This window comes from Rhodoglobus sp. G.S.23 (genome assembly GCF_056675935.1).
The window spans coordinates 2,181,072-2,196,789 of record NZ_CM155237.1; the positions used below are offsets into that span (position 1 = coordinate 2,181,072).

Here is a 15,718-nt window from a genome sequence, read left to right on the forward strand (position 1 = left end):
AACTCTATGAAGATTCTCGTCGTCGGCGGTAGTGGCTTTATCGGCACTCGCCTTCTTGAAACCTTGAGCGAACAGGGTCACAAGTTCACGAACTTCGACCGCCACATTTCGACTCGCTTTCCAGAACAGTCCATTGCCGGCGATGTTCGTTCGGCAGAAGAGCTCACCGCAGCGAGCGCCGGTCACGACGCAATCATCAACCTTGCTGCCGAACACCGTGACGATGTGACCCCGTTGAGCCTCTACACCGAGGTAAATGTCGGTGGCGCACATGCTCTCGTCGCCGCAGCAGAAGCCAATGGCATCAATCGCATCGTGTTTACGAGCACGGTCGCGCTGTACGGACTCGACAAGAACAATGCTGCCGAAGATTCTGTGCCGGAGCCGTTCAATGAATACGGCCGCTCCAAGTTAGCCGCCGAAGTCGTCTTTAGCGCTTGGGCGAACGCGGATGCCTCACGTTCGTTGGCAATTGTTCGCCCGTCTGTGGTGTTCGGAGAAGGCAACCGCGGCAACGTCTACAATCTCGCCAAGCAGGTTTCTTCTGGACGATTCATCATGGTCGGCAAGGGCGAGAACAAAAAGTCGATGGCCTACGTCGGCAACATCGTTGGGTACATTGCGAGTCGCCTTGATGCCCCCGCCGGAATCGAGATCCGTAACTTTGCTGACAAACCTGACCTCTCGACCAAGGATCTCATCTCGATTCTTCGCGATGAGATGAATGTTCATGCTGCTAGCGGTCTGCGGTTGCCATTGGGGCTGGGGATAGCGGCTGGCTACGTTTTCGATGCTGCCGCTAAAATCACCCGACGCACTTTTCCGATTAGTGCGGTGCGCATTCGCAAGTTTGCCGCGGATACAACCGTGAATACTGACCGACTACGCGACTCCGGCTACACGGCTACCTATAGCTTGCAGGAAGCTCTCAAACGAACCCTCGCGTCTGAGTTTCCGGCCACCGGCGCCTCGACTCACAACTCCAGCTCACCGCGTAACAACGACAGGAACCCCTCATGAAAATTCTCGTGACCGGCGGTGCCGGATTCATCGGCTCCAATTTTGTTCGTCGCACAATCGAAGATGCCTACCCCGGTCTCGAGGGTGCCGATGTTGTCGTTCTCGATGCTTTGACCTACTCGGGCAACCGTGCGAATCTCGCTCCTGTTGCTGATTCCCCTCGCTTCACGTTCGTCGAAGGCGACATCCGCGATGCTGACCTGCTCGACGGGATCCTTGGCGACATCGATGCGATTGTGCATTTCGCCGCCGAATCCCATGTTGACCGTTCGGTACGCGATGCGAGCGCTTTCGTCGAAACCAACGTTCTTGGCACCCAACGACTGCTCGATGCAGCACTACGAGCCAAAACTCCCCGTTTCGTTCACGTCTCCACTGATGAGGTTTACGGGTCGATTGCCGAGGGCTCGTGGGATGAACAGCGGCCGCTCGAGCCCAACTCGCCATACTCCGCGTCGAAGGCAGGTAGCGATCTTCTCGCGCGCAGCTACTTCCGCACTCACGGAATGAACCTCTCGATCACACGATGCTCGAACAACTATGGGCCCTATCACTTTCCCGAGAAACTGATTCCGCTGTTCGTCACCAATCTCATTGACGGCAAGCACGTTCCCCTCTATGGCGAAGGCAACAACATCCGCGACTGGCTCCACGTTGACGACCACTGCCGCGGAATCGCGCTCGTAGTCACGGGTGGCCGCGCAGGAGAGATCTACAATATCGGCGGCGGCACCGAGCTCACCAATAAAGAACTCACCCAAATGCTCCTCGATCACACCGGAACCGACTGGTCGTCTGTCGACCGCGTCGAGGACCGGCTCGGTCACGACCTCCGCTACAGCGTCGACATTTCCAAGATCAGCGCTGAGCTCGGTTATGCCCCTCAGGTTCCGTTCGAGAAGGGCCTCGCAGACGTAGTGCAGTGGTACCGGGACAACCGCGAGTGGTGGGAACCGCTCAAGGAAAAGGCCGCCCTGTGACCCGGATTGCCGTTGTCGGTGCCGGCGGGATGCTCGGCACTGACCTCATGCACGCTCTGAGTGGCCGCGACGCCACTGCTCTGACGCGCAATGAGCTCGACATTACCGACCGCGAAGCCGCCCTCGAAGTTCTGAGCGGTTACGACGTGATCGTCAACACCTCTGCTTACACCCGAGTGGATGATGCAGAAACCGACGAAGAGAACGCCAACGCCGTGAACGCGGTTGGCCCTCATAACCTCGCCATCGCCGCCGCACAGCACGGGTCACGACTTGTGCAGCTCTCGACGGACTACGTCTTCGACGGCACCGCTACTGAGCCTTATGCAGAAGATTCGCCGCGGCATCCAGTGTCAGCGTATGGCCGCACAAAGGCGGCTGGTGAGCTGCTGGCCCTTGAGCACAATCCTGGGCGAACCACCATTGTGCGCACCGCCTGGCTGTATGGAACGAAGGGCTCAAGCTTTCCCCGAACGATGCTGAAGCTGGCAGCGGATCGCGAGACACTCGACGTCGTGAATGATCAGCATGGTCAGCCGACGTGGACCGGCGATCTCGCCGCTCAGCTTGTGACCCTCATCGATGCCGGAACGCCTGCTGGCATCTTCCACGGCACCAACTCTGGTCGCGCTTCGTGGTTCGATCTTGCGCAGGCAGTTTTCGTTTGTGCCGGGCTTGATCCTGATAGGGTCAAGCCGACCGACAGTTCAGCTTTCCAACGGCCTGCGCCGCGACCAAGCTTTTCTGTTCTTGGCCACCAGGCATGGCTCGACGCGGGGATTGAGCCGATGCGCGATTGGAAACAGGCTCTTCAAGCCGCCTTTGATTCAGGAGCATTGACTGCAGAATGACCACTCTCCGCGTCATCATCGACGAGATGCTCTCGCCTACTCATGGCAGTGTCGCCCGATATTCAGAAGAGTTGACGCGGGGACTTATTGCCAGCGCACCGAGCAATTGCTTTGTTGAGGGCTTCGTCTCTGCCTCGACCGAAGAGGAATATGCCCTCATCGAGGCGCGTCTGCCCAACCTTGCGAAGCTTCACAAGAGTGCCCTGAGCCGTCGCGAACTTCGCGCATCGTGGCAACACGGGTTCACGAAGGTCCCGGGCAGCGGCATGCTTCATGCGCCAAGCTTGCTTGCACCGCTTCGTCGTCATGATCGCCTCAATCGCGGTGATCAGATCGTCGTTACCGTGCATGACACGGTGGCCTGGACGCGGCCAGAGTCGATCGGGAGCCGTCAGGCCGGCTGGAGTCGCGCGATGCTCAAGCGCGCAGAAAAGTATGCCGATGCGATCGTTGTCCCCAGCCACACGGTTGCGCAACAACTCGAGGGCATCGCCAATTTTGGCGACCGCGTACGGGTCATTAGCGGCGCCGCAAGCACTAGCCTCCGGGTGCCAGATAACGTCGAAGAACGCGCAGCAGAGCTTGAACTTCCAGAGCGATTCTTGCTCGCCATCGGCGGCCTCGAACCGCATCGGGGAATGGATCACCTGATCCGCGCCCTTCGCGACCTCGATGACGACGTCGTCCTGCTGATGGTGGGGCCAGAGCCCGAGGATGAGGCTGTCGCGGCCTTCGTCGAGGCAGAGGGCGTCAGCGCGGAGCGCGTTCGCTGCCTAGGCACTCTCAGCAACGAGGATCTTTCCGTTGCCTTCGACCACGCGTCCGTATTTGTGTATCCGAACCTTGATGTCGGGTTCGGAATGCCTGTGCTTGAGGCACTCTCGTTCGGAATTCCTGTTGTGCACTCCGATGCGCCCGCGCTGGTAGAAATCGCGGCCGATGCTGGAGTTGTCGTCGAACGTGAACCGGCCGAGGGTTACGGCGACGCACTCGCCGAAGGTATCGGTCGAGTGCTGAACGATGCTGCCTTCGCCGAACGCTTGTTTTACGCCGGTCAGGATCGTGCTCGCGCCTTCAACTGGCGTATGTCTGCTGAGAAGGTGTGGCAGCTCCACGCTGACCTCTAACCGCCCGCTCGGTGCCACTAGCGCCGTTAGGTTCCCGTCGCGCCGCTTGCGAGCGCCGATCAGTGCGCGTGCGAGCTATTCGGTGTTCTCGTCGACGACCGTGGATACTGTCGCCGCAGCAACGAGCTCACGGACGTAGTCAAAGTCCGGGTTCTCCGGGACGATATCGTTCGCTGGCACCAACTCCAGCGATCCGATGGGAAGCGCTCGTGTCTTCGAGGCAAGATTGACGAAGTAGCCCAAGCTCCCCTGCGGTATGTCAGTCGTCACAACTTTCGAGCTTGCCGCGGCTATCGCTTGCACCTTCGTCAGCACGTTCGCGGGGGTGAACTGCTCGATAACGGCCTGCTGAAGTTGGCGCTGCCGTTCCATGCGGTCGTAATCAGTAGTGTCGTGCCTCGATCGTGCATACCAGAGTGCGTGATAGCCATCCATTACTTGCACGCCAGCCGGAATCCACTCTGCGACAATCGTAAATTCAGCATCCGCGTGAATTGGCACAGCCTCTTCGGCATTGATCGTCACACCGCCGAGCGAGTCAATGAGATCTGAGAAGCCCTGCATATCGATGAGGGCGTAGTACTGGATGCCGAGTCCGGTGATTCCTTCAACCGCGTCACGCATGGCTTCGATTCCCGGCGAGCTGCCGTTTGCCGCAGCATCCGGGTAAAGATCGGGGGTGTTCAGCTCGACTTCGGTGTAGATCGAATTGAGAAGACAAACGTCGACGTCACAGCCGTAGGCGCCATAGCCATCGGGATACTTGTCAGCGAGCGGAGATCCGGCAACAAAAGGGGTGAGTTCCATGTTGCGGGGCAGGCCAATTATTATGGCTTCTCCGGTTTCGGCATCAATACTGGCAACGCTGATGCTGTCGGGGCGCAATCCATCACGATCAACTCCGGCGTCTCCACCAAGGAGCAAAATGTTGTAGCGCCCGTCAATAGGTTCTTTGGTTGGTGCCGCGATGAACACGTCGCTGAGGAACGAGTTAGCGGTAGTCGCTACGTAGGCGCCGTATCCTGCCGTGCCAGCCACAACGACTAAAACAATGGCGCTGAATGCCGCAACAGCGGAGCGACCACCGGGTGTAGCCCGACCAAGGTTCGCGAGAGACCACGCGTTGACGGTGAGGATGAGCCACAGCACTGCATAGAACGCCAGAATGAGCGCGATCGCCCAGAGACCGAGGGTGCTGCTACCCACGGTGAATATGACGGCCGGTGCAACGAGCGAGAGCACCACACCGACAACGACGAGGAGCAGGAAAACGAAACTAGCGACGACGCCGAAGCGACCGAGCTTTCGGTTTCCGGCAAGAAGTTGAGCAGAGCCGGGGATGAGCACGTTGAGCCCGAGCAGCCACCATGCTCGCTTTGTCATCGTCTCCGGCGAACTGTCGGCCGGTTGGCGGAGGGAGCTTGCTGCGCTCACAGGCTCGCGTTCAGTGCAGCGTTCTTGTCGTCAACAAGGGCTTCGAGCTTTGCGGCGTAGTCGGCAAGCTTCGTGGTGAGTTCAGCATCACCGGAACCGAGAATTCGTGCAGCCAAAATTCCCGCATTGCGAGCTCCGCCGATCGATACGGTAGCCACAGGAATACCCGCAGGCATTTGCACGATCGACAACAGCGAATCCATGCCATCGAGTCGTGAAAGCGGAACAGGAACCCCAATAACGGGAAGAGTTGTTACGGAGGCAAGCATTCCGGGCAAATGTGCTGCGCCGCCCGCGCCAGCAATGATGACTCGAATTCCGCGACCAGCTGCTTCTTTGCCGAAAGCGATCATCTTCTCGGGGCTGCGATGCGCTGAAATCACACTAACTTCGTGGTCGATTCCAAAATCGTTCAGCGCAACGGATGCTTCGACCATGACGTTCCAGTCAGAGTCTGATCCCATTACGACGGCTACTTGCGGTTGAGTCACGGAACCCATGGTAGGTGTCAATCCTTCAGAATTGCTGCTGCGGCACGCGCACGGTACACCACGTCATCGAGGTCGTCACCGCTCACATTCACGTGACCAACCTTGCGCCCAGGGCGAGGCGCTTTGCCATATTCGTGAAACTTGGCTGTCGGTTGATTCGCGAATGCTGCGGGGTAGCGCTCCGCAATGGTTCCGGATGTCGGTCCCCCGAGCACGTTGATCATGACGGTCCACGGCGAGCGCGCATCGGTCGCACCGAGAGGCAGATCGAGCACTGCACGCAAGTGTTGTTCGAATTGGCTCGTGACCGCACCATCCATCGTCCAATGCCCGCTGTTGTGGGGCCGCATCGCAAGTTCATTGATCAAGAGGCGACCGTCAGACGTTTCGAAGAGTTCAACCGCGAGCACTCCCGTTACGCCCAGTTCGTCGGCGACGGTGCGAGCGATGGTTGCCGCCTCCGCAGAGAGCGGCGCGGCGAGCGACGGTGCCGGCGCAATGACTTCGGCACAGACGCCGTCTTGCTGAATCGACTCGACCAACGGCCACAGTGCGATTTCACCGCTTGGGCTCCTCGCCGCCAATTGCGCAAGCTCTCGCGTAAAGGACACGAGTTCTTCGGCCAAGAGTGGATTGCCCGCCGCGAACCAATCAGCAACATCGCTCGAAGCTGAAACGACACGAACGCCTTTGCCGTCGTAGCCGCCTCGAGGAGTCTTGACGATCACCCGCCCGCCGTTGTTGCTCAGAAACTCGTCGAGTTCAGCCGGTGTCGCTACGCTCGCCCACTCGGGAACGGGAAGTCCAAGTCGGGTCAGTTCTTGGCGCATCAGAATTTTGTCTTGCGCAACCGCGAGCGGTGTTGGTCCCGGATGCACGGCGATTCCGGCCTCAATAAGCTGAGCCAGCACATCCTGGGGTACGTGCTCGTGATCGAAAGTAATGACGTCGACGTCTCGCGCAAATGCGAGAACGGTCTCAGCATCCGTGTAGTCACCGACAGCAGTTGCCGCCAACTTGGCTGACATTCCGTCGCTCTCAGCGAGCACACGAAGCTCGATACCGAGCTCGATTGCGCGCGGGATCATCATTCTGGCCAGTTGGCCTCCGCCAATTACGCCCACGATCGGTGGCACTAGTGACTCCTGCACTGTCTAAGATGATGCCCAGCTTTGGGCCTAGCTTGGCAGGTTAGACTTCCAACCGCCCTGCCCCATTCTTGTCTACTGCGGAGATCACATGCGAAAGCTGCTCGGCCAATTCCTACGTTTCGGCGTAGTGGGGCTCGGCGGGCTTGTGATCGATGTCGCAGTATTCAATCTGTTGCGGCTCACAATTCTCTCACCCGATGTGCTTCACGAGGGACCCGTGATCGCCAAGGTGATCTCCACGACCCTCGCGATCGGGGCCAACTGGGTCGGCAATCGACGCTGGACTTTCGCCACTGCTGGTCGAACTGGCGCAGCACGTGAGGGCGTCGAGTTTGCCCTTGTCAGCGTCGCCGGTATGGCAATCGGTGTGCTCTGTCTCTGGGTCTCCCACTATGTCCTCGGATACACCTCGCTACTCGCCGACAACATCTCCACGAATGTCGTCGGGCTCGCGCTCGGTGCTTTCTTCCGATTTGCGCTGTACCGTTTGTGGGTCTTTAGCCCCAGTCGTGGCGTACTGACTGCCGAGCACACCGCTGTCACTGCTGCCGTTCACGCCGCCACTAGGACTGCGGATGCCGCGGCAGACGCTGCGCTAGGGGCGACCGAGCGCACGATAGGTCCAGCCGGCTTCACGCCACTGCACCGGGTTCAGACAGTTTCGACCGTCGAGGATCGCACGCACCGAAACGACTGAGCCGAGCTCGTTTGGATCAATGTCGCGGTACTCGCGCCATTCGGTGAGCACAAGAACGACATCCGCGTCTCGCGTTGCTTCAGCTGCGGTAGAGACATAGTCGAGCTCCGGGCGCAGACGCCGTGAGGTTTCAATGGCCTGCGGGTCTGTTGCCCGAACGTACGCACCTAACTCCGCGAGACGCGCAGCAACATCGAGCGCTGGGGAATCTCTCACGTCATCGGAGTCGGGCTTAAACGCAAGACCAAGGACCGCGATTTTTGCGCCTTCGATGGTTCCGCCAAGCACCTCACGACACAGATCGACCATGCGCTCTCGTCGACGAAGGTTGATCGCATCGACTTCGCCGAGAAAGTTCAAAGCATCACCCGCCCCGAGTTCGGAAGCGCGCGCCATGAATCCACGAATATCTTTGGGAAGGCAGCCTCCACCGAAACCAAGACCGGCATTCAAGAAACGACGACCGATGCGCTGGTCATAACCAATCGCATCCGCGAGCTGAGTGACGTCAGCTCCCGTGACCTCCGCTACCTCCGCCATCGCGTTGATGAAGGAGATCTTGGTTGCCAAAAATGCATTGGCCGCGACCTTCACGAGCTCGGAAGTGGCGAAGTCAGTTACCACGCGAGGGATGTCTTGAGCGAGCACCGTGGCGTAAACCTCGTCAAGAATGGCGACAGAATGGTCGTCCCCTGGGCGAATCCCGTACACAAGGCGGTCGGGGCTAATGGTGTCTTTCACGGCGTAGCCCTCCCGCAGAAACTCTGGGTTCCAGGCCAAGTGGGCGCCTACGGCCTCGACACGAGCAGCAAGACGCTCAGCGGTTCCTACCGGCACGGTCGACTTTCCAACAACGACATCGCCGGGAGAAAGATGGGCGATGATCGCATCGAAGGCCGACTCCACCGCGGTGAGATCGACCGCATTGGAATCCTCCTGTTGAGGGGTACCCACCGCGATGAAGTGCACCCGCGCTCCATTCGCACGGCTCAGATCAGTCGTGAATGCGAGCTTGCCCGTTGCGAGGGTTTCGCCTAAAAGTTCTGGCAAGCCCGGTTCGTAGAACGGCGCCTGTGCCGATGCCAAGAGATCGACTTTCGCCTGGTCGATGTCAATTCCCACAACATCGTGGCCAAGTTTTGCGAGCGAGGATGCATGAACGGCTCCGAGGTAGCCGCATCCGATTACTGAGATCTTCACGTTGCGCACCCTATCTGATCAGAGTTGACAGAAAGTAGCGCGGTGCGGAAACACGATCGATAATGTGCGTTGTCAGTGGACGTGCAGGCTAGCGAGTGCCCCACACTGTCGTTTCGTCTGAAGCGTGAGATTCGTCTCGCTGGCGCCGCATCGAGACAACATTCTGGTTGTTCTCCATAAGGTCGTGCAGCGCCGCTTGGGTGATCGCTACCGACGGGATGTCGCGCAGGGTGACCGGATAGTCATGACCGGCGTTGATCAGAAGATCACCGCTGCCGAACATCCGCTGCACCCAATTTTGGCGCACCGTCACGTCATAACCACGGCTATGAAGCAGCTCTTGCCTGACGCGAACGAATACTCCACTTGAGAGCACTACTCGTCGCGTCGTGATTGTGTAGTTTCGCGCTAGCCACCCAAAGAATGGCAAAAACCACGCGACAACAATCAGCAACAAGCCGGCCGTGAGCAAGGCAAGATTCTGCCAATCCTCGGCGAAACTGCCGAAAAAGTAGCCGAGTGCTCCCGCCGTGGCGACCAAAACAATGCCGGGAAAGATGAGCGCTCGCGCGTGAGAACGCACACGGGCAACAATTGCCTCGCGTTGAACGCTCACAGTCTCATTAGGCATAGGTCATTCATACCGCAGGTGGGTGATGTCCCCAGCCGCGACGTGCTGCAAGCGGCCGTTCGCATCATCCATCACGACCAATTGTCCGTGGTCATCGATCGTCTCGGCCGTTCCGAAAATGCGCTCACCGCCGGGAAGCTCCACTCTCACTCGACGCCCAATGGTTCCGCACTCTGCCCGCGCCGCATCCGCAATTCCGCTTCGAACCGCATCGAGACCACCATCGCTAAATCGTTTGTAGAGTTCGACAAGTTCGCTGAGATAGCTGCTGAGCGCCAGATCAACTCCGGGATCAACGCCCTCGATCAGTAACGATGTCGAGACGGATGTCGGCAGCTCAGCGGGCTCAATCGTGAGGTTCAGCCCTGCCCCAACGATCACGCCTGAGCCTCCCGCGACAAGTTCAGAGAGCAGGCCAGACACCTTCAGTGACTCAATCTGAACGTCGTTAGGCCATTTAAGGGTGACTTTGCGATCGTTGACGAGGCTGCGTACTGCCCGCGCCATGGCCAGGCCGCCAATGAGCGGCATCCACGCTAATGATTCGATGGAGGCTCGTTCTGGAGCAAATAGCACGGAGACGGCAAATGTTTTTCCCGGTGGCGCGATCCATTCCCGTCCCAACCGGCCGCGGCCCGCGGTCTGGTTCGTCGTGACCAGCGCAGAAAAGTGCTGTGCGGTGGAGTTAGCGGCCCGCGCCATCAGTTCGTGGTTGGTTGATCCGACCTCATCGAGGTGCTCAAGCAGCGGGAGAACGGCGGAGCTTAGAGGGAGTTGCATCGCTTCAGCGTAGAGGCAGCGCTCTGTCTCTAGTGTTTCCTCAATGAAACGGGCCTCAAACTTGTGGGTTCCGCCAACCACACAAGCGGTGGATGGGTGGGTAAAGTGACACAGTGACCGAAGACAATACGACTCCAGACATGTTCACGACCGCCGGCCGGATCGCCGATCTCAAGAACCGCTATCACGAAGCCGTGACCGCCAGCGGTGACGCGGCAATCGAAAAGCAGCACGCTAAGGGCAAGATGACCGCCCGCGAGCGCATCGAACAGTTGCTCGATCACGGTTCGTTTGTCGAACTCGATGAGTTTGTTCGCCACCGCACTCACGCCTTCGGTATGGAAAAGAAGCGCCCGTATGGCGACGCTGTTGTGACCGGTACCGGCACGATTCACGGTCGCCAGGTTGCTGTTTACGCGCAAGACTTCACCATCTTCGGTGGCTCGCTCGGTGAGGTTGCTGGCGAGAAGATCATCAAAGTCATGGATCACGCCATGAAAACGGGTGTTCCGATCATCGGCATGCTCGACTCTGGCGGAGCCCGCATTCAGGAGGGCGTCGTAGCCCTGGGCAAGTATGGCGAGATTTTCCGCCGTAACACTCAAGCTTCTGGTGTCATCCCGCAGATCTCCATCATCATGGGCCCGGCGGCTGGCGGAGCCGTCTACTCCCCCGCGCTTACCGATTTTGTGATCATGGTCGACAAGACAAGCCAAATGTTCGTCACCGGCCCCGACGTCATCAAGACAGTCACCGGCGAAGACGTCGGAATGGAAGAGCTGGGCGGCGCACTCACGCACAACAAGGTTTCGGGCGTTGCTCACTACCTCGCGAGCGACGAAGAGGATGCTCTCGATTACGCTCGCACTCTCATCGGCTTCTTGCCAGACAACAACATGTCTGACGCTCCCCTTTACGAGAGCGAAGTGGAGTTGGAGATTACGGATGAGGATCGCAAGCTCAACACGATCATCCCCGACAGCCCTAACCAGCCGTATGACGTGAAAACGATCATTGAGCACATCGTTGACAACGGCGATTTTCTCGAAACTCAGCCGCTGTTCGCGCCAAACATCGTTGTCGGCTTCGGTCGCGTCGAGGGCCGCTCGGTCGGTATCGTCGCTAACCAGCCACAGGCGATGGCAGGAACCCTCAACATTGAGGCTGGCGAGAAAGCAGCACGTTTCGTGCGCTTCTGCGATTCGTTCAGCATTCCGATCCTCACCCTCGTCGATGTTCCCGGCTACCTACCGGGCACTGATCAGGAATGGACCGGTGTCATTCGTCGTGGCGCCAAGCTTCTCTACGCTTACGCCGAAGCAACCGTGCCCCTCGTGACCGTCATCACGCGCAAGGCCTATGGCGGGGCATACATCGTCATGGGATCCAAGCAGTTGGGCGCTGACCTCAACTACGCGTGGCCGACCGCTGAGATCGCCGTCATGGGCGGCCAAGGCGCCGTCAATATCCTTTACCGCGGCGAGATCAAAGCAGCAGAGGCCGCTGGCGAGGATGTCGCCGCAGTTCGTACCCGCTTGGCAAACGAGTACACCTACAACGTGGCAAGCCCGTTCTTGGCTGCTGAGAGGGGCGAGCTCGATGGAGTCATTGAGCCTGCTGCAACTCGAGTGCAAGTCGTGAAGGCGCTCCGCGCTCTCCGCACGAAGCGCGCAAGCATGCCCCCCAAGAAACACGGAAACATTCCACTGTGATGGGGAGGCACGCGCAAGACGAGCCCGCCGACATCCGCATCGTCTCGACCAACGTCACACCAGAAGAAGTCGCTGCGGTCACTGCGGTTGTACGCGCAGCACTGGTTGAGTCTGCCGAGTACGCCGGTGGGGATGAGACAGCTCCCATTTCAGCGTGGGCGCGTAGCCAACGCCCCATTCGCGCCCCGCTTCATCCGGGCCCCGGTGTGTGGAACGCAAGCGCTCGACGTTAAATCTTTTGCGGATGGCACAACAGGACTTTTCGCGGTCGTACCCCAATTGCACGATGCGGAATTCGTTGAAAACCACAGAAATACAGTGATTTCCACACGATTCTGAAAATATTGTCCCCCGAGGGTCCCCCAAAGAACCGACTTTGCTCGTCACTTTCTTGATGCAGAATATTAAGTGCTAGGTGTCTCTCCATAGGAGTTACACCGCCAAAGGTTAGCCGACTAGGGTAAGCGGGCTAATTCTTTGGGGGCGGGTCAGGACGGTATTCGGGTTATCGTCCTGACCCGGGTTCTAGCGAAGAGCCGGAGAAGTGCTTCTGATAGCCACTCCGGCTCTTCCGCCTATAACGGTGGTTTGAGTCAGCCAGCAGCGTCTGCGTGAGCAGCGCCCGCATTGGCAGCGTCGACGCGAGGAATCTCGAGCCAAATGTCGACGACGTCTTCTTCGAGGGAGTCTTGGCCAAGGGCGCTCGACTCTCCATCGCCGCTGCTGTGCAGTCCGACGACCGTCACCGCGACGTCTGAACCCTCAGGAACCGTGCGGGCAATGACTTTGTCCGCGCTCGTGGATTGGATAGCCAGAGCGAGCCTATTGAGAACCCGATCAAGATCGGCGTCAGAGAGATCGTCGATGCCGCCCTCATCGAGCAACGTCACAGTGGCCCCGCGACGGCGCGCAATCATCACCTGATCGCGCACAGCGTCGTTCAGAAGCTTGCGACCGCGGATCTCATCGCGAATGGCACCCTCAAGATTGAGGCACTCGCGGCGCTCCTCCTCAGAGAGATTTCCGTTGGTCTCCTGGATTCGTTCCAACATTGCCAATGCCATACTGCCGGTCTGTTCCAGCCGGAACTGCCGCTCATGAACGTGCGCGTCTTGAGCGGCCTGCCAATCAGTTGCTTCCTGTTCGGCAAGGACAAAACGTTGAGCATCTTTGGATGCCTTAGCGAGGCCACTGCTCAGCACGTGCGAGACGGCAACCCACGAGGCGCTTCCGACGATTCCGAGGCTGAACAACCCTGCCGGTCCAACGGGACCAAGGCTAAAGGTGTGCGCGACTAAGAATCCGATCCCCAACCAAGCGAAAGTGTGACGGCCTCGCGTGGAGGTAATCGTCAGCAACGTTCCGCTCGCTGCTACGTACCAGGTTGCATACCCGGTGCCGCCCTCACGGGCGAAATCGAGCTCGTTGGCGACAAGAAGAGTGATGGCGACGACGATCGCAAAGTTGAATGTCGCCATCCAAATGGGCATCCGAAGCGGACCAAAGGGAAGAAGACTGATGATCGTTGCGGCGCCATACAGTGCCATCGCGACAAAGATGGGGCCAGGTCGATCAGGAATGTCGATCGTGTAGAGCGCCAAGAGGATGTGGTACGCGGAGAACAGCCCCGCCATACCGACGATCAAGTAGCGCGGTACTCCAATGTTCACAGGACACCCTCTTCGCCGATGTCGTCCGGGGTAAGGATTTCGTCGCTTTCGTTGCCATGCGGCCACTGAATACAGACTTCGGTGCCAGCACCAGGCACCGACGCTACCGCCGTGCGACCGCCAGCGTTCGCGACGCGCTCCACTATGGAGACGCGCACCCCTAGGCGCTCTTGAGGCACATGATCGAGGTCGAACCCCCGGCCAGTGTCTGTGACGACAACCTGAATACCATTACCCTCAAGTCCACGAACTTCAACACTGCGCTGGACATCTGCGCCACCAGCGTGCTGCAGACTGTTGACCATTGCTTGGACGGCTGCGGAATGGACGGCTTCTGCTGCAACAGCCGGCAACGATCTGGCACCAACGCTTCGAATCGAGAATTGGAAGTTCGACGCGAGCAATTCAGCCGAGGTGACGACTCTTTGAGCAAGCTCCGTCGCCTGCACTGTCGATACATCATCGGGAGACGTCGACGCTGCCTCTTTCAAATGGCCGATGGCATTGCCTGCCATGACCGCGCCAAGGCGTTGGGCTTCTGGCACGTATGCCCGGGCAGCGGAGATCAGTGTGGTCAGTACGCTATCGTGCACGATCGAATCGACCTGAACTCGTTCGACCTCAGTAGCGTGTTGCCGCACCGCGTTTCCATAGCGGGACAGAGCTGTCGCTTGCGCGTTGTCGACGTTGGATGCCGCCTGGCGCAGCATCGTGACGATGATCATGATTGCGCTACCCAAAATGAGTGCATAGAACGCTTCAAGCACTGCCAACTGCCATGGAGCTGCGCCACCGACGGGAAGAAGACGAACGACAAGGTAGACGAACGGCGCAGCGAAAAGATAGACGGTAGCGAGCACACGCCCAAATGCGATCGCTGCCATGGCGGTCGCGACGGTGATGAGATAGTTGAGCCAGTGAATGCCGCTAAAAATCTCGACGCCGGGTAGAACGGTAAATGGCCAACTCAGCAAGGCAAGGAAGTACACCACCGCGAATGTGCCGTGCGCTTGGCGAACCCAACGATTGGCGAATGACACGATGACCACAATGATCAACAAGCCGAACAGTGCGGGAACAACGATCGACAACCACCACGGTTGCGCCTCCCGCGCCTGACTCAATAGCCAGGGCACAGTTTGCGCGCCGAAAACTAGCCCGATCACGGCAACCGAGCGCGAAATTACCCGCTCAACCTGCTTGCGGCTGATCGGATTACGTGGCTGCTTTGCCGACGGTGGTTGGCGTGCAGCGGAGAGGCTAGTGGCCATCGCCGCCTTCGGAATCCAGACCTGGCAGGATTCCGTCTTCGACAGCACGACGCAAAAGATCGACCTTGGTGGGAGCTGGGCGACCGACTTCGACGTACTTGACGCGGATGCGGTCAAGATATTCGCGCGCAGTCGAGTAGCCAATTCCGAGCTGCTGTGCGGCGAGCTTGAGCGGTAGGCCCGAGGCGTAGAGGTGGAGAATTTCTCGTTCACGGCGACCTAGCTGGGCCTTCGAGAAGTCGCGGTCTGCGTCGATGGCAGTTGCCCACTCAAGGTTGTTCAATACTTCGCCGCGCGCAACGGTTGCTGCCGCGGCGAGCACTGTCTTGGTGGCGGAAGACTTCGGGATAACTCCGGCGGCGCCAGCGGCGAGTGCCTCACGAACGCTTGCGACGCGGTCAGCAATGCTGTGCACGAGCACGGCAGAGCCGGTAGCTTGAACGTTCTTGACGTTATCGGTGACAGTCGATCCATCGCCGAGCGACAGGTCGAGCACGACAACGTCGACTTCGCGACCATTGAGTCCCTCAACGAGTTCCCTCACCGTCGCGGCGGCAAGAACAAAGTCATAACCGTCGTCGATGAAAGCAGCTTTAAGCCCGAGCCGAACGGATTCGTGGTCGTCGACTACAGCGACGGCAATATTGCGTTTGGCGCTGTCATTGGGCGCTTCGGTCCCGGATGGTTCGGTCTGGGCCATGTG

16 protein-coding genes are annotated in these 15,718 nt (G+C 59.0%); 7 read left to right on the forward strand and 9 right to left on the reverse strand.

What is annotated here, in order from left to right; genetic code table 11:
- The first annotated feature begins 6 nt into the window (after positions 1–6).
- From AC1ENN_RS10595 to AC1ENN_RS10610, 4 genes are read left to right on the forward strand one after another with little or no spacing between them, the layout of a single operon-like run.
- Positions 7–1,020, forward strand: coding sequence for an NAD-dependent epimerase/dehydratase family protein (locus AC1ENN_RS10595; RefSeq protein WP_449647237.1), 1,014 nt, complete (start codon positions 7–9; stop codon positions 1,018–1,020).
- Positions 1,017–2,000: a dTDP-glucose 4,6-dehydratase gene (gene rfbB / locus AC1ENN_RS10600; RefSeq protein ID WP_449647238.1), complete on the forward strand. Its 984-nt coding sequence runs from the start codon at positions 1,017–1,019 to the stop codon at positions 1,998–2,000. The genes AC1ENN_RS10595 and rfbB overlap by 4 nt, the downstream gene beginning before the upstream one ends.
- Positions 1,997–2,851: a dTDP-4-dehydrorhamnose reductase gene (rfbD, locus tag AC1ENN_RS10605; RefSeq protein ID WP_449647239.1), complete on the forward strand. Its 855-nt coding sequence runs from the start codon at positions 1,997–1,999 to the stop codon at positions 2,849–2,851. Before rfbB ends, rfbD begins: the two co-directional genes overlap by 4 nt.
- Entirely contained in the window at positions 2,848–3,978 is a 1,131-nt protein-coding gene (locus AC1ENN_RS10610) for a glycosyltransferase family 4 protein (RefSeq protein ID WP_480406045.1), read from the forward strand. The genes rfbD and AC1ENN_RS10610 overlap by 4 nt, the downstream gene beginning before the upstream one ends.
- 75 nt (positions 3,979–4,053) lie before the next feature.
- Here the strand turns inward: AC1ENN_RS10610 and AC1ENN_RS10615 are convergent, their stop codons facing one another.
- The 3 genes from AC1ENN_RS10615 to AC1ENN_RS10625 are packed head-to-tail and all read right to left on the reverse strand — an operon-like array spanning position 4,054 to position 7,039.
- Entirely contained in the window at positions 4,054–5,361 is a 1,308-nt protein-coding gene (locus AC1ENN_RS10615; RefSeq protein ID WP_480406046.1) for an LCP family protein, read from the reverse strand.
- A 47-nt stretch (positions 5,362–5,408) separates the two neighbouring features.
- Entirely contained in the window at positions 5,409–5,912 is a 504-nt protein-coding gene (purE, locus tag AC1ENN_RS10620) for a 5-(carboxyamino)imidazole ribonucleotide mutase (RefSeq protein ID WP_480406943.1), read from the reverse strand.
- Between the two features lie 8 nt (positions 5,913–5,920).
- Positions 5,921–7,039: a 5-(carboxyamino)imidazole ribonucleotide synthase gene (locus AC1ENN_RS10625; protein WP_480391148.1), complete on the reverse strand. Its 1,119-nt coding sequence runs from the start codon at positions 7,037–7,039 to the stop codon at positions 5,921–5,923.
- 103 nt (positions 7,040–7,142) lie between these two features.
- On the opposite strand from AC1ENN_RS10625, the gene AC1ENN_RS10630 reads away from it, so the two are divergent.
- Entirely contained in the window at positions 7,143–7,751 is a 609-nt protein-coding gene (locus tag AC1ENN_RS10630; protein WP_449647244.1) for a GtrA family protein, read from the forward strand.
- Here AC1ENN_RS10630 and AC1ENN_RS10635 read toward each other — a convergent pair.
- From AC1ENN_RS10635 to AC1ENN_RS10645, 3 genes are all read right to left on the reverse strand, one after another.
- Positions 7,650–8,951 carry a UDP-glucose dehydrogenase family protein gene (locus AC1ENN_RS10635; RefSeq protein ID WP_480391150.1) on the reverse strand — a complete coding sequence of 434 codons (1,302 nt, stop codon included), beginning with the start codon at positions 8,949–8,951 and terminating at the stop codon, positions 7,650–7,652. The genes AC1ENN_RS10630 and AC1ENN_RS10635 overlap by 102 nt on opposite strands.
- Positions 8,952–9,039: 88 nt before the next feature.
- Complete coding sequence (locus AC1ENN_RS10640; protein WP_449647246.1) at positions 9,040–9,582, reverse strand: PH domain-containing protein; 543 nt, start codon at positions 9,580–9,582, stop codon at positions 9,040–9,042.
- Between the two features lie 3 nt (positions 9,583–9,585).
- Entirely contained in the window at positions 9,586–10,362 is a 777-nt protein-coding gene (locus AC1ENN_RS10645; RefSeq protein ID WP_480406047.1) for a biotin--[acetyl-CoA-carboxylase] ligase, read from the reverse strand.
- 140 nt (positions 10,363–10,502) lie between these two features.
- On the opposite strand from AC1ENN_RS10645, the gene AC1ENN_RS10650 reads away from it, so the two are divergent.
- The gene (locus AC1ENN_RS10650) at positions 10,503–12,074 is read left to right on the forward strand and encodes an acyl-CoA carboxylase subunit beta (protein WP_449648195.1); all 1,572 of its coding nucleotides are present in this window, start codon (positions 10,503–10,505) and stop codon (positions 12,072–12,074) included.
- Positions 12,074–12,307, forward strand: a complete 234-nt coding sequence (locus AC1ENN_RS10655) for an acyl-CoA carboxylase epsilon subunit (protein WP_480406944.1) — start codon at positions 12,074–12,076, stop codon at positions 12,305–12,307. Before AC1ENN_RS10650 ends, AC1ENN_RS10655 begins: the two co-directional genes overlap by 1 nt.
- Positions 12,308–12,667: 360 nt before the next feature.
- Here the strand turns inward: AC1ENN_RS10655 and AC1ENN_RS10660 are convergent, their stop codons facing one another.
- Genes AC1ENN_RS10660 through AC1ENN_RS10670 form a run of 3 tightly spaced genes read right to left on the reverse strand, consistent with a single transcriptional unit; the run spans position 12,668 to position 15,715 of the window.
- Positions 12,668–13,744, reverse strand: coding sequence for a hypothetical protein (locus tag AC1ENN_RS10660; protein WP_449647248.1), 1,077 nt, complete (start codon positions 13,742–13,744; stop codon positions 12,668–12,670).
- Complete coding sequence (locus tag AC1ENN_RS10665; protein WP_480391152.1) at positions 13,741–15,015, reverse strand: sensor histidine kinase; 1,275 nt, start codon at positions 15,013–15,015, stop codon at positions 13,741–13,743. The genes AC1ENN_RS10660 and AC1ENN_RS10665 overlap by 4 nt, the downstream gene beginning before the upstream one ends.
- Positions 15,005–15,715 carry a response regulator transcription factor gene (locus AC1ENN_RS10670; RefSeq protein ID WP_480391153.1) on the reverse strand — a complete coding sequence of 237 codons (711 nt, stop codon included), beginning with the start codon at positions 15,713–15,715 and terminating at the stop codon, positions 15,005–15,007. Before AC1ENN_RS10670 ends, AC1ENN_RS10665 begins: the two co-directional genes overlap by 11 nt.
- Positions 15,716–15,718: the final 3 nt, after the last annotated feature.